Annotated in this window: 12 protein-coding genes and 2 pseudogenes; 11 read left to right on the top strand and 3 right to left on the bottom strand. The window is 44.8% G+C overall.

The features are described 5' to 3' along the window. The 9 genes and pseudogenes from A1D16_RS19365 to A1D16_RS19325 all read left to right on the top strand — a co-directional run. Window positions 1–249: pseudogene (locus tag A1D16_RS19365) on the top strand (hypothetical protein); the annotation flags it as partial. An 11-nt stretch (window positions 250–260) separates the two neighbouring features. Beyond that, complete coding sequence (gene epsC / locus A1D16_RS19360) at window positions 261–1,073, top strand: serine O-acetyltransferase EpsC (RefSeq protein ID WP_290712594.1); 813 nt, start codon at window positions 261–263, stop codon at window positions 1,071–1,073. Between the two features lie 26 nt (window positions 1,074–1,099). Continuing rightward, complete coding sequence (gene cysK, locus A1D16_RS19355) at window positions 1,100–2,011, top strand: cysteine synthase A (protein ID WP_290712592.1); 912 nt, start codon at window positions 1,100–1,102, stop codon at window positions 2,009–2,011. 12 nt (window positions 2,012–2,023) lie between these two features. Beyond that, window positions 2,024–2,734: a phosphoadenylyl-sulfate reductase gene (locus tag A1D16_RS19350; RefSeq protein WP_290712590.1), complete on the top strand. Its 711-nt coding sequence runs from the start codon at window positions 2,024–2,026 to the stop codon at window positions 2,732–2,734. A gap of 23 nt (window positions 2,735–2,757) precedes the next feature. Further along, entirely contained in the window at window positions 2,758–3,669 is a 912-nt protein-coding gene (gene cysD, locus A1D16_RS19345; protein ID WP_290712588.1) for a sulfate adenylyltransferase subunit CysD, read from the top strand. A gap of 19 nt (window positions 3,670–3,688) precedes the next feature. Further along, window positions 3,689–4,486, top strand: a complete 798-nt coding sequence (locus A1D16_RS19340; RefSeq protein ID WP_290712586.1) for a DUF2490 domain-containing protein — start codon at window positions 3,689–3,691, stop codon at window positions 4,484–4,486. Then, window positions 4,483–5,970, top strand: a complete 1,488-nt coding sequence (locus A1D16_RS19335; RefSeq protein WP_290712583.1) for a TSUP family transporter — start codon at window positions 4,483–4,485, stop codon at window positions 5,968–5,970. The genes A1D16_RS19340 and A1D16_RS19335 overlap by 4 nt, the downstream gene beginning before the upstream one ends. A gap of 17 nt (window positions 5,971–5,987) precedes the next feature. Next, window positions 5,988–7,235 carry a GTP-binding protein gene (locus tag A1D16_RS19330; protein ID WP_290712581.1) on the top strand — a complete coding sequence of 416 codons (1,248 nt, stop codon included), beginning with the start codon at window positions 5,988–5,990 and terminating at the stop codon, window positions 7,233–7,235. A gap of 46 nt (window positions 7,236–7,281) precedes the next feature. Then, window positions 7,282–7,968, top strand: a complete 687-nt coding sequence (locus A1D16_RS19325) for an ATP-binding cassette domain-containing protein (RefSeq protein WP_290712579.1) — start codon at window positions 7,282–7,284, stop codon at window positions 7,966–7,968. Here A1D16_RS19325 and A1D16_RS19320 read toward each other — a convergent pair. The 3 genes from A1D16_RS19320 to A1D16_RS19310 are packed head-to-tail and all read right to left on the bottom strand — an operon-like array spanning window position 7,952 to window position 11,186. Then, a complete protein-coding gene (locus A1D16_RS19320) occupies window positions 7,952–9,052 on the bottom strand; it encodes a glycosyltransferase (protein WP_290712577.1) in 1,101 nt (366 codons plus the stop codon). The genes A1D16_RS19325 and A1D16_RS19320 overlap by 17 nt on opposite strands. Window positions 9,053–9,085: 33 nt before the next feature. Beyond that, complete coding sequence (locus A1D16_RS19315) at window positions 9,086–10,201, bottom strand: glycosyltransferase (protein ID WP_290712575.1); 1,116 nt, start codon at window positions 10,199–10,201, stop codon at window positions 9,086–9,088. Beyond that, window positions 10,164–11,186, bottom strand: a complete 1,023-nt coding sequence (locus tag A1D16_RS19310) for a Gfo/Idh/MocA family oxidoreductase (RefSeq protein WP_290712573.1) — start codon at window positions 11,184–11,186, stop codon at window positions 10,164–10,166. Before A1D16_RS19310 ends, A1D16_RS19315 begins: the two co-directional genes overlap by 38 nt. A 129-nt stretch (window positions 11,187–11,315) precedes the next feature. Here A1D16_RS19310 and rpsO point away from each other — a divergent pair, with 129 nt between their 5' ends. Further along, complete coding sequence (rpsO, locus tag A1D16_RS19305; protein WP_187254729.1) at window positions 11,316–11,588, top strand: 30S ribosomal protein S15; 273 nt, start codon at window positions 11,316–11,318, stop codon at window positions 11,586–11,588. Between the two features lie 118 nt (window positions 11,589–11,706). Beyond that, a pseudogene (locus tag A1D16_RS19300) lies at window positions 11,707–12,810 on the top strand (polyribonucleotide nucleotidyltransferase); the annotation flags it as partial.

The raw sequence follows: 12,810 nt of genomic DNA, 5'->3' as shown, positions 1-12,810 counted from the left end.
ATTGGCGAAATTGCCCGCCACCTGGTTGAAGCAGGTAAATCGGCCGATGTGCTGGCAGCAGTAATTGAAAATGGCAGTTTGTCTAACCAACGGGTGGTAACGGGTACGCTCAGTTCCATCTCTTCCCAGGTAGAAGCGGCGGCTATCGGAACACCTGCATTGATCATTGTTGGGGAAGTAGTAAAATACCACCAGGAAATCAACTGGTTTTCCGGTATCCAGGAACAACTTCAGCAACAAATTGCCTAAATCGTTAAGACATGAGTTTACAACAAGGCTATATATTAAGTACTTCCGTTCCTCAGAAAAAGAGGGTCATAGATTTTTCCCAGGAATTATTTGAATTCCTGTTTCCCGTAGTGGAAAATGAAAAAAATTATGGTATAAAACATAAACGCAAACAGGAAAGCCTGCGTAACAGTTTGCTTGAAATTTTATTTGCCTTCGGCAAAACCTACCAGTTGAATGAAGAAAAAATTGCCACTTCTTTTTTTGAAGAACTGGAAAATTGTAAAGCTTCGCTGCTGGAAGATGCCCAGGCTATGCTGCAATTCGACCCGGCGGCCAAATCTATAGAGGAAGTAGTTCTTACCTACCCGGGCTTTCAGGCAATTGCTGCATATCGGGTTGCCAATATATTATACCGCCTGGATGTACCGCTGATTCCAAGAATAATCAGTGAATTTGCCCACACTTCTACAGGAATTGATATTCACCCGGGTGCAAGTATTGGGGTGCCTTTTATGATTGACCATGGTACAGGTGTGGTTATTGGAGAAACTACCGTAATTGGTAAAAACGTTAAAGTATACCAGGGAGTAACTTTCGGAGCCCTGGCTGTTAAAAAAGAGGAAGCGGAAACCAAGCGCCACCCCACTATTGAAGATAACGTTATTGTATATGCGAATAGTACAATTTTAGGTGGAAAAACCATCATAGGAAGGGACAGTATTATCGGCGGAAACTGTTTTATTGTTGATTCCGTACCCGCTATGAGCATTGCCTACCACCAACCGATCATTACCGTTAAAAACAAGAAAGATTTCACCGAACCCCTAAACTGGGTCATTTAATAATCCTTCACCATTAACCTACAAGTATGATTGCGCAAAACATTTTAGAAACAATTGGAAATACTCCACATGTTAAACTGAATCGTCTGTTCGGTTCTGATCATTCCGTTTATGTTAAACTGGAAAGAGCCAACCCTGGCGCCAGTATCAAAGACCGGATTGCACTGGCCATGGTGGAGGATGCAGAGAAAAAAGGGTTGCTTTCAAAAGATAGTGTAATCATTGAACCTACTTCTGGTAATACAGGAATCGGTTTGGCAATGGTTGCTGCGGTAAAAGGCTATAAACTCATCCTGGTTATGCCGGAAAGCATGAGCATTGAAAGACGCCGGTTAATGAGTTTGTATGGTGCCAGTTTTGAACTTACCCCCCGTGAAAAAGGGATGAAAGGCGCCATTGAAAAAGCTAAAGAGCTGGTAGCCGCTACCCCCCACGGTTGGATGCCCCAGCAATTTGACAACCCCGCTAATACAGAGGTTCACCGGCAAACAACTGCCCAGGAAATAATCCGCGATTTTCCAAATGGACTGGATTACCTGATTACCGGTGTTGGTACAGGGGGGCATATTACCGGTTGTGCCGAAATCCTAAAAGCAAAATTCCCTAACCTGAAAGTATTTGCTGTGGAACCCGAACTTTCTCCCGTACTTTCCGGCGGATCTCCCGCACCTCACCCCATCCAAGGAATTGGTGCCGGATTTGTACCAGGTATCTATAACAAAGACGTAATTGACGGTGTAATTGCCGTTTCAAAAGATGATGCCTTCTCTTATGCACAGCGTGCAGCTAAAGAAGAGGGAATTTTTATGGGCATTTCAAGCGGTGCATCACTTGCAGCGGTAGCTAAAAAACTGGCAGAAATTCCTGCCGGCAGTACCGTACTCACCTTCAACTATGATACCGGTGAGCGTTATTTATCGATTGAAGGTTTATATTAAGCAATTTATAGCATGGATCTACTGGAATTAAATAAACAATTGAATGCGCTGACCGCACCAGAACGGTTAAAGTGGATGAGTCAGCAATACCCGGAAGGTATGGTCTTTTCCACCTCCCTGGGGCAGGAAGACCAGGTCATTACCCATCTGCTGGCACGCCAGGCACTACCGGTAAAAATTTTCACGCTCGATACCGGGCGCCTTTTCCAGGAAACCTATGACTTGCTCGATAAAACCATTGCAAGGTATAAAGTAACCATTCATTCCTATTTTCCGGCTACTGAAAAAGTACAGCAGCTGATTACGGAAAAAGGTCCTAACAGTTTCTATGAATCTGTGGAAAACAGGAAAGAATGCTGTTATATAAGAAAAGTAGAACCGCTTAACAGGGCACTGGCAGGTGCAAAGGTTTGGGTTACCGGCTTACGGGCAGATCAAAGTGAGAACAGGGCAAACCTACCCATTGCAGAATGGGATGAAGCGCACCAACTCATCAAAATTCATCCACTGCTTGATTGGAGTTACGAGCAACTGCTGGCCTTTATTCAACAGGAAAATGTGCCCTACAACAGCCTGCACGATAAAGGCTTTCCAAGCATTGGTTGTGCACCCTGTACCAGAGCCATTGAACCCGGCGAAGATATCCGGGCCGGAAGGTGGTGGTGGGAAGCCTCTAAAAAAGAATGTGGCCTGCACCAGGAAACAAGTATCAAATTGAATTAATAAGATAGAAAAGAAGATCAACTATGTCAGCAAACAGTATCATTCCCGCATTTCCCAGAATGTTAGAGGACGAGAGTATTTATATCATGCGGGAAGTAGCTGCCCAGTTTGAACGCCCGGCATTGTTATTCAGCGGTGGAAAGGATTCCATTACCCTGGTGCGTCTTGCGCAGAAAGCATTCTGGCCAGGTAAAATCCCGTTTCCCCTGTTACACGTAGACACGGGGCATAATTTTCCTGAAACCATTGAATTCCGCGACTGGCTGGTGAAAGAAACCGGTGCCGAATTAATTGTACGCTACGTTCAGGACAGCATCGATGCAGGGAAAGTAAAAGAAGAAACCGGAAAATATGCCAGCCGTAATGTGCTTCAAACAGTAACCCTGCTGGATGCCATCGAGGAATTTAAATTTGACGCCTGTATTGGTGGTGCCCGGCGCGATGAAGAAAAGGCCCGTGCCAAAGAACGGATCTTTTCCGTACGCGATGATTTTGGCCAGTGGGATCCCAAAAAACAACGCCCCGAACTTTTCGAAATGCTGAACGGGAGGATTAATATCGGAGAAAATGTTCGAGTATTCCCGATTTCTAACTGGACAGAACTGGATGTATGGACCTATATCAAGGAAGAACAAATGGCTATTCCATCCATTTATTATACCCATAAAAGACAGGTGATTGAACGCGATGGTATGATCTGGCCGTATTCCGATTTTCTGAATACCAGCGAAGACGAAATTCCTTTTGAAGAGATTGTACGGTTTCGGACCGTAGGAGATATGACCTGTACCGCCGCTGTTGCTTCCACCGCCAATGAAATTGATGATATCATCCGTGAAATTCTGGCTGCGAAGATATCCGAACGCGGCGCCAGAATGGATGATAAAAGAAGTGAAGCAGCTATGGAACAACGAAAGAAAGAAGGGTACTTCTAATTGCCGGAAGTTGATACAAATGTTACAGATCACTAAAAAAATGGCTACGCTGGCAACTTATTGCTCTATACTAACCCCATTGACTGGCACCGCTCAATCAGGCAAATTGCATGATTACAATTCTATTGGCTGGTATCAGTTGAATCTTACCACCAACCTGGGACCAAAATGGGGGTTGCATGTAGATTATAACCAGCGGTATGAACCCCTGCAGAAAGAACTGTTTCAGCGTCTTATCAGAACCGGGGTAAATTTTAAACCCTTCTCTGCCTGGCATTTTCGAACTGGCTATACGTGGGTTGAAAATATTCCCTATGGAAATTTCCCCTCCAATTCGGAAGGGTTGAAAAGCAATGAACACCGGTTGTATCAGATGATCGCTTATAAACACCTTGCAGGTAATATCGAATTTCGGCACCGGGTAATGACCGAACAAAGATGGTTGGAAAGAACCCCAACTGCCGGATCAAAAAACAGCAGTTACCTGTATGCCAACCGGGTACGCTACCAACTAAAAACACAGCTTCCCATTAAACGGAAAGCGGATCAGCAACGTTATCCTTTTGTGCAACTGCAGAATGAGCTGATGGTAGCTTATGGAAAAAATGTTCCGGATAACCATTTTGATCAAAACAGGGTGAGCCTGTTGGCAGGTTATCATTTTTCCAAACAACTGCAACTGGAAGCCGGCATTATTCATATTCGGCAATTATTACAGCGAAAAATAAATGACCAGTCTGTTTTATTGCATAATACGGGCCTTCAAATAAACCTGTACGCACAACTGAATCCCACCAAAAAAGCAACCGCAAAATGACACCTGCAACAACCAATAATTTATACCCGGTCTTTCTGAAGTTAGACCAGCTACAGGTTCTGGTAGTTGGAGGTGGTTATGTAGGAGAAGAAAAACTCAATTCCTTACTAAAATCATCTCCCAATGCCAGCATAAAACTGGTAGGAAGAGAAATAAGTCAGGCTATCCGCGAACTCCAGCCTTCCTACCCGGGTTTGACATTGGTGGAGAAGGTTTTTGATCCGGAGGACCTCAATGAACAGGACCTGGTTATTGCAGCAACCAACGATAAACTATTAAATGCGGCCGTTAAAGAGGCTGCGGCCGCCAAAGGCATTTTAGCCAATATTGCCGATACACCGGATTTGTGCGATTTTTATCTGGGAAGTATCGTGCACAAAGGAGACCTGAAAATTGCCATAAGTACCAATGGAAAATCACCTACGGTGGCCAAACGCTTAAAAGAGTTACTCACCGATGCCATCCCTGCCGAAATGGACCAGGTACTGGACAATATGCAGGTGCTGCGATCTCGTATGAATGGTAATTTTTCGGAGAAAGTAAAACAGCTCAACGATATAACGAAGGTATTGGTAGATGATACCCAACCCAGAAAAATAAACGAAGAAAAAAAATGGAAATCGATTGCTACCAAACTGATCATCCTGTTTGCAGCAATGATTGTGGGGCACCTGGTATTGTCTTCTATTCCCTTGCCGCCTTTACCCGAGTTATGGGCCAGCACCCGGGAGTATATTAATCAACAATTCCTGTTTTTCATGCTGGCCGGTTTCCTGGCGCAGTTGGTAGACGGTCTGTTGGGGATGGGATACGGAGTTACCTCGGCTACCTGCCTTATTACGGCGGGGGTTAACCCGGTATCGGTTAGCGCCGCTATTCATACTTCGGAAATATTTTCGGCCGGTGTCAGCGGTTATAGCCATTACCGGTTTGGAAATGTGAACAAGAAACTCTTCAAGCACCTGGTAATTCCGGGTGTACTGGGGGCTATATTAGGAGCAGTTATGTTGGTATTCCTGGGTGAAACAGCCGGCGATTGGCTGATGCCGATCATTGCACTGTATGCCATGTTCCTGGGTTTTAAAATATTTAGCCGGGCTTTTCAAAATTCCACCCCTAACAAAAAAATAAAACGAGTGGGCTGGCTGGCCTGGTGTGGGGGCTTCCTGGATTCCTTTGGCGGTGGCGGATGGGGGCCGATTGTTACCAGTACCCTCATCTCAAAAGGAAGAAGTCCGCGGTATACGATCGGTACGGTGAGTTTAACCGAGTTTTTTATTACCATGGCAAGTGCTGCTACCTTTTTCTTTACAGCTGGCTTAGGCCACTGGCCCGTGGTAGTGGGGTTGATCTTTGGGGGCGTTATTGCAGCTCCTATTTCAGCGCGCCTGGCCGGAAAACTTCCCGCCAAAACCATGATGATTGGGGTAGGCATTATCGTAATGATCTGGAGTATTCGATTAATTATAAAATCATTTGTTTAATATTTAATGTTTCTGATATGGATATTGTTAGAATTGCAACGGCAGGAAGTGTAGATGATGGAAAAAGTACCCTGATAGGCCGTTTATTATACGAAACAAACAGCATTACAGCCGATAAACTGGAAGCTATCGAAAAAGCAAGTAAAAGAAGAGGGGTGGATTATACAGACCTGTCACTATTAACGGATGGGTTGATTGCCGAAAGAGAGCAGGGCATTACTATTGATGTAGCCCATATTTATTTTTCCACTCCAACCAGGAAATACATCATTGCCGATACCCCGGGCCATTTCGAATATACCAGGAACATGATTACGGGTGCAAGCAATGCACAGGTAGCCATCATTCTGATCGATGCCCGGAACGGTATTGTGGAACAGACCCACCGCCACTTCTATATCACACAGTTACTTCGGATCCCCTATGTAGTGGTATGTATCAATAAAATGGACCTGGTTAATTATTCCGAGGAACAATTCAACCAAATACGTGCACAGTTTAAAGAACTTTTTGAAAAAGCAAATTTCAAGGAGCAAAAATTGGAGTTTATTCCAGCCTCCTCTTTGTATGGCGATAATATATCCACCCGCTCTGCACAAATGAGCTGGTTCAACGGCCCGGCTTTGCTGGAGTTCCTGGAAGGAATCGAATGGCATACCATTGAAAACAACCTGCCTGCGCGCTTCCCGGTACAGTATGTGGTTCGTCCAAAATCTGAACAGTGGCACGATTTCAGGGGGTTTGCCGGTAAACTAAGTAGCGGTACCCTTGCAAAAGGAGATGTGGTGGTAGCATTACCCTCCCAACAGGAATCGGTGATCGAAGATATTTATCAGTTTGAACAAAGCCTGCCGGTGGCAGAATCCGGCGATTCGGTCGTAATTACCCTGAAAGATGAAATTGATATCAGCAGGGGCGATATGCTGGTAAAAAAAGCGGAAACGCCTGCACCGCTTAAAGAAATCAGTTCCATGGTATGCTGGCTGGATCATACGCCGCTGAAAGCCGGCAAAACCTATTTGTTGCAGCATGGCAGTAACCGTGTAAAAGCCAAAGTAACCAATCTTTTCAGCAGCATTAATGTACTTGATTACCAAACCATCGAAGGCGTGGAGGAAATCGGCTTAAACGAAATTGGTTATATTTCTCTTAAAACGGCCAAACCCGTAAATGCCGACAGTTATGCAGCTAATAAGCGAAACGGCAGTTTTATACTGATTGATGAGGGTACCAATAGTACAGTAGGAGTGGGCTTTATTGGTTAACAACCATTTTCCCTTTACATTTGCCCGAATCAATTGCGCTATCGTCATGGCTGAAAAGATTATAGAACTCAGGAATGCGACTATTTACCAGGGAACTAATCTGGTGCTCCAGGATGTGAACATAACCATTAACAGGGGGGAATTTGTATACCTGGTTGGTAAAACAGGAACCGGTAAATCAAGTTTACTCAAAACACTGTATGGCGATCTTCCACTTAAAGAAGGAGAGGGTACCGTAGTTGGGTTCAATCTCAAGGAGATGGACTGGAAAAAAGTTCCGTTCCTCCGCCGTAACCTGGGGGTTGTATTTCAGGATTTTCAGCTGTTAACCGACCGGAATGTCAATAATAACCTCAAGTTTGTTTTGCGCGCCACTGGCTGGAAAGACGAGCAATTGATGGATGAAAAAATTGCCGATGTACTGGATAAAGTAGGATTAAAATCCAAAGGATTTAAGTTTCCCTACGAAATGAGTGGAGGAGAGCAGCAACGGGTGGATATAGCAAGGGCCCTGCTCAATTCCCCCAAACTAATCCTGGCCGATGAACCTACCGGTAACCTGGATCCGGAAACCTCCGATGAAATTATGCAACTGCTTTTTCATATCAGCAGAGATTATGGAGCAGCTGTTGTAATGGCCACGCATGATTACCCGGTCATTCACAAATACCCGGCAAGAACACTACGTACCGATAAAGGCAGGGTGGAAGATAATGCTACGATAAATAAGTGAGCAATTGGTCTGCATTAACCGCGGCGTTGAAATGTGTTTCCAAAATCTTCTTTCGTAACGAAATTTCCTCTTCCGTAAAAGGACGATGGTATAATTCCTGCAGCAGCTGCCGTAGGTCCTGTTCCGATTCTCCGATATGGCAAAGAGGCGCAAGCGGACTACCTTCCAATGCGGTGGAATTGGTAATGCAATGCCGTCCATTGTACAATGCATTCAGCACTTTCAGCTTAATACCCGTTTTATTGAAAGAGGGAAGTATATTTATCTGGGCCAGGGTAATAAGGTCCTTCATTTCTCTTTCTTCGGGGTTGGCCACCAGGCAGGTATGTGTATGCTGATGCGCAATCCGTTGTAAACGCTGGGAGGGATTTTTTCCGGCTACAACAAACGGTATTTTAAGCTTACTGAATACTTCCTGCAATAACCAGATAGCTGCTTTTTCATTTTCAGCCACTCCCAGGTTGCCGTGGTATAAACAAAAAGAACCAACCCCTTCGAGTGAACGAACTTCTTTATATGGATGAAACACTGGTAGGTAATGCACCTGCCTAGCCTGTAATTTTTCCCGGTAATACTGGCTGTCTCTTTCTGAAAGGGTCAGTACTGGCCAGGCCTTAGCCACTTTTTTTTCCTGTCCGGCTAAAAGCCTGCTTTCATTCAGAAGATAGGCACGCTTCAGAACCGATCTTTCATACTTGGCCAATTCGCGGTAATAAGTGGTTTCCACGTTGAACAAACGCAACAAGATCTTTCTATTTTCGAACGCCGGATGATTCAATAAAAATGAACTGTGTATACCCTGCAGTAAAATCGGGTAGTCATCCTGCTTTAACCGCTCCAACAAATCGGAGCAGGAGCGCGAGGCTACTATATAGGGCAGGTGGAAACAAAATCCTTTATGCCCTTCCATCCGTTTGTAATAATGTACTTCCTGGCAATATTCATTCAGAATGGGCTGTTCTCCCCGTCCATATTCAAAACAGTGTAATATGATGGAAATTCCTTTTGCTTTAAGCGCCTGTAAGGTGCAAAAAATGTCCACCACCCCGCCATAATCGATGGGGTAGGGCACATCATGACTCACTATATGAATCGTTTTGCTACTTGACACCAGCACCTACAATGCTTTATAAAGGTTGATTAATAGTTTTTCTTCTTGTTCCCAGTTCCATTCCTGCCGTCTTTTTAAACAATTTTGCTGGAGCATTTTATACCTTAACGGGTCTGCCAGTAAATTGTTTATTTCCATGGCCAGTTCCCGGGCATCGGTTGTACCTGTTAAAACAGCAACAGGCGCTTCTTTGTTCAAACTGCGGTAAACAGGAAAATCGACGGCAATCTGCGGGGTAGCGGCATGCACATAATCGAAAAACCGGTTCGCCAGCGAATAATAATTGCTGAGTCCACGGTTTTCGAAGAGCGTAAAGCCAAGCAGGGCCTGGGCGGTTATTTTTTTCAACGCCGGCGGTGCCAGTTTTCCTTTGAGAAAAACCTTCTCTTGCAGTTTATACTGTTTAATCAATGCCCTGGTTTGTTCCAGAAAATTACCATCTCCATAAATGTGTAAAGGGTAGTCGACCCATTGCATGGCGGGAATCAGAACTTCAAATAATCTTCCTTCATTAACGGCCCCTTGGTAAAGTAAAAAACTATTTTTCTCCAACGAATAGGAGCTTTCCGCCAGTTTGGGAACATTCCTGATCACCTGGTAGTGTACCCCGTAGTTCTCTTCAAAAATCCGGGCAATTGGCTCATTAACGGTGTAGCCCCTGCGAAATTTTGGCAGCATCCAGGATTCCAGCTTTTTCCAGGCCGCATAAATGGGCGGACGGCTCACCACCTCTTTCATTTCGCAAAAAAGTTCATGTGCATCGTATACCTTTTTTTTGGACCGTATGGTTGCAACCAGGTAAACTGGTAAAATGGTATCCAGGTCAATTGCACAGAGAATCTGAACCCGTTGAAAAAGAAGCCACCAAAAAAGCCGGAACATATATTCCAGGTAAAATAATTTTCCTTTCGTAAACCATACCCTTATTCTTTTTTGCTGGAAGGAAAACTTCAATAATTCAGGGCTGTTTTTTTTAGCTACGCCAACCAGGCAAACCGAAAAGCCGGCAGCAGCCAACGAACCGGCAATTCGCTGCATACGCTGATCATAGTTCAGCTCATTGGTAACGGTAAAAATGATCCGCTTACTCATAGTATCTGTTCCGGTTGCCCATTTGAGCATAGATGGCCTCAATAATCTGTACTGAATGCCGGGCTTCTTCTGGTTTAATAAAGGGGTAAGCCGGGTCTGATAAGGAACGAAGCATCGCCTCGTATACCAGGTGATGATGACTGCTGCTGCCTGTATATCCCTGGTATTCATTTACCGGAGATTCGGGAAGATCCGGCCTTTCAGCACCGGGTAGCGCCAGGTATTCCAGCTTATTCAGGTAGGTGCCGCCAATTTTAACGGTGCCTTTTTCGCCAAACAAACTCAACGACCCCTCCATATTATGATCAAAGGCATTGATGCTGTAATGAATACTGCCGCGGATACCGGACATAAATTCTAAAATGGCGATACCCTGGTCTTCAAATTCAATCGAATTCTCATGCAGTAGGTTTTCCGATTGCGCAAAATGGACCGTTTTCAGTTCACCCAGGTACCAATACAGGAGATCCACAAAATGGCTGAACTGGGTAAAAAGGGGGCCTCCGTCGAGTTCCAAACTGCCTTTCCAAGCAGATTCCGTAAAATATGCGGTGGTCCGGTTCCAAAATGCATTCAGCTGGAAACCAAGGAGCTTACCGAAACGTTTTGCCTCCAACTGCTGCTTAACCCATTCAACCGGGGGATTGAACCTATTTTGTTTAACGATAAACAATCGTTTATTAAACGATTTAGCTGTTTGGATCATGGCCTCCGCATCCTGTACCCGAAGTGCCATAGGTTTTTCACATAAAACATGGCAACCGGCCTGCAGGGCTTCGATAGCATGCCTGGCATGCAGGCCATTGGGGCTGCAGATAAGCACAATATCTGGGTTGGTTTCCAGGAGCATGTCGGTCAGATTGGTATAGGCAGGTACGTTCCAGCTATCGGCTAAAACACGGGCTTTTTCCGGCAGAAGATCGCCCACGGCAACCAAACTGCCATAGCGGGCAGCCAGCGCAGCATGTTTTTTTCCAATATGTCCACAGCCAAGGAGGGCAAACCGGTAGTGCATGGGGAATTCAAATAAAGGGGCAAAATCCAAAAAATTTAGGAGAACTCAAGAGATTTGTAAGGAATTTCATTAACTTTGCCGCCAATTTAAGAAGATTATACTATTGGATGTTTCGTAAAAAAAACAAAGATGTCTTATTTAACTAAAGAAAAAAAAGCGAATATTTTCGCTGAATTTGGGGGTAATGCTGCTAACACAGGTTCTATTGAAGGACAGATTGCATTGCTGACAGAGCGGATCAGTTCCATCTCCAAGCACCTGCAAGCTAACAAAAAAGATTTTTCTACTCACCGCGGCCTAATGCAAATGGTAGGTAAACGTAAGCGTTTGCTGACCTATATGAGCAAGCACAATCTGACTGGTTACCGTCAGTTGATTGAGAAACTGGGTCTCCGTAAATAAGTGAGCTGATGATATTGCCAAACTATTCCCAACTGATGTATTCATGTTGGGAATAGTTTTTTGCATGCCATCCCTTTTTTGACTATTGTCTAACAGCATTTAACCAACTGCACAAATTATGTTAACACAACCAATTTCAGTGAGCGTTGACCTGGGTGGGGGCCGTGTGGTTTCCATTGAAACAGGCAAACTTGCTCGCCAGGCCGATGGTGCCGTAACGGTACGGCAGGGTAACTGTATTATTCTGGCTACCGCCGTGGCCAACAAAGAACCCAAGGAGGGACAAAGTTTTTTCCCGCTGACGGTCGACTACCAGGAAAAATTTGCTTCTGCCGGACGGATTCCAGGTTCATTTTTCAAGCGTGAAAGCAAATTGAATGATTATGAAGTGCTTACCAGCCGGTTGATAGATCGTGCTTTGCGTCCGCTTTTTCCGGAAGATTACTATTGCGATGTTCAGATATTGGTAACCCTTATTTCAAGTGATCCTGAAGTGATGCCCGATGCGCTGGCCTGCCTGGCTGCATCAGCGGCATTGGCTGTTTCTGATATTCCTATCCAGGAGCCCATTTCAGAGGTACGGGTAGCAAGAATTGATGGTAAACTTGTTATCAATCCTTACCGTTCAGAACTGGCTAAAGCCGATATGGACTTTATCATTGCTGCTACTGAAAAGAATATTATGATGGTGGAAGGTGAATCCAAAGAATGCTCGGAGGAAGACCTGATTGCAGCCATCGAAGCAGCCCATGAAGCTATCAAAAGCCAGGTAAAGGCACAGGTTGAATTACGCGCCAAAAAAGGGGTAACCGCAAAAAGAGACTATAAGAAGCCGGAAGAAAATGAAGAACTGAATGCTAAAGTGCAGGCTTTCGCCAAAGATAAAATTTACCAGGTTGCCAAATCTGCGCTGGCCAAACACGATCGAAGCGATCGTTTCGAAGCCATCGGCACAGAATTAATGGAACACCTGAAAACCGCCTACAACGTAGCAGAAGGGGAAGAACTGGCTGATTCTATCAAAAAGCTGGCAAAAAAATATTATGCCGATCTACAGTATTATGTGGTACGGGATATGATTTTAAACGACAGGGTTCGGCTGGATGGCCGTGGCCTGGAAGATGTTCGTCCGCTTTCTATGGAAGTGGATGTACTGCCTTCTCCACATGGAGCAGCCTTGTTTACCCGGGGTGAAACCCAGTCTTTAACCACTGTTACGCTT

Origin of the sequence: Flavihumibacter sp. CACIAM 22H1, from assembly GCF_001601815.1 — a bacterium.
GTDB lineage: Bacteria > Bacteroidota > Bacteroidia > Chitinophagales > Chitinophagaceae > Flavihumibacter.
Note: the sequence above shows the minus strand (reverse complement) of the source record. Positions and strands in the feature narration are given on the sequence as shown.

Coding starts and splice junctions, on each gene's coding strand:
- A1D16_RS19325 (WP_290712579.1), top strand. CDS start 7,282: ATGGCTGAAAAGATTATAGAACTCAGGAATGCGACTATTTACCAGGGA.
- A1D16_RS19315 (WP_290712575.1), bottom strand. CDS start 10,201: ATGCTCAAATGGGCAACCGGAACAGATACTATGAGTAAGCGGATCATT.
- cysK (WP_290712592.1), top strand. CDS start 1,100: ATGATTGCGCAAAACATTTTAGAAACAATTGGAAATACTCCACATGTT.
- epsC (WP_290712594.1), top strand. CDS start 261: ATGAGTTTACAACAAGGCTATATATTAAGTACTTCCGTTCCTCAGAAA.
- A1D16_RS19335 (WP_290712583.1), top strand. CDS start 4,483: ATGACACCTGCAACAACCAATAATTTATACCCGGTCTTTCTGAAGTTA.
- A1D16_RS19350 (WP_290712590.1), top strand. CDS start 2,024: ATGGATCTACTGGAATTAAATAAACAATTGAATGCGCTGACCGCACCA.
- cysD (WP_290712588.1), top strand. CDS start 2,758: ATGTCAGCAAACAGTATCATTCCCGCATTTCCCAGAATGTTAGAGGAC.
- A1D16_RS19340 (WP_290712586.1), top strand. CDS start 3,689: ATGTTACAGATCACTAAAAAAATGGCTACGCTGGCAACTTATTGCTCT.
- rpsO (WP_187254729.1), top strand. CDS start 11,316: ATGTCTTATTTAACTAAAGAAAAAAAAGCGAATATTTTCGCTGAATTT.
- A1D16_RS19310 (WP_290712573.1), bottom strand. CDS start 11,186: ATGCACTACCGGTTTGCCCTCCTTGGCTGTGGACATATTGGAAAAAAA.
- A1D16_RS19330 (WP_290712581.1), top strand. CDS start 5,988: ATGGATATTGTTAGAATTGCAACGGCAGGAAGTGTAGATGATGGAAAA.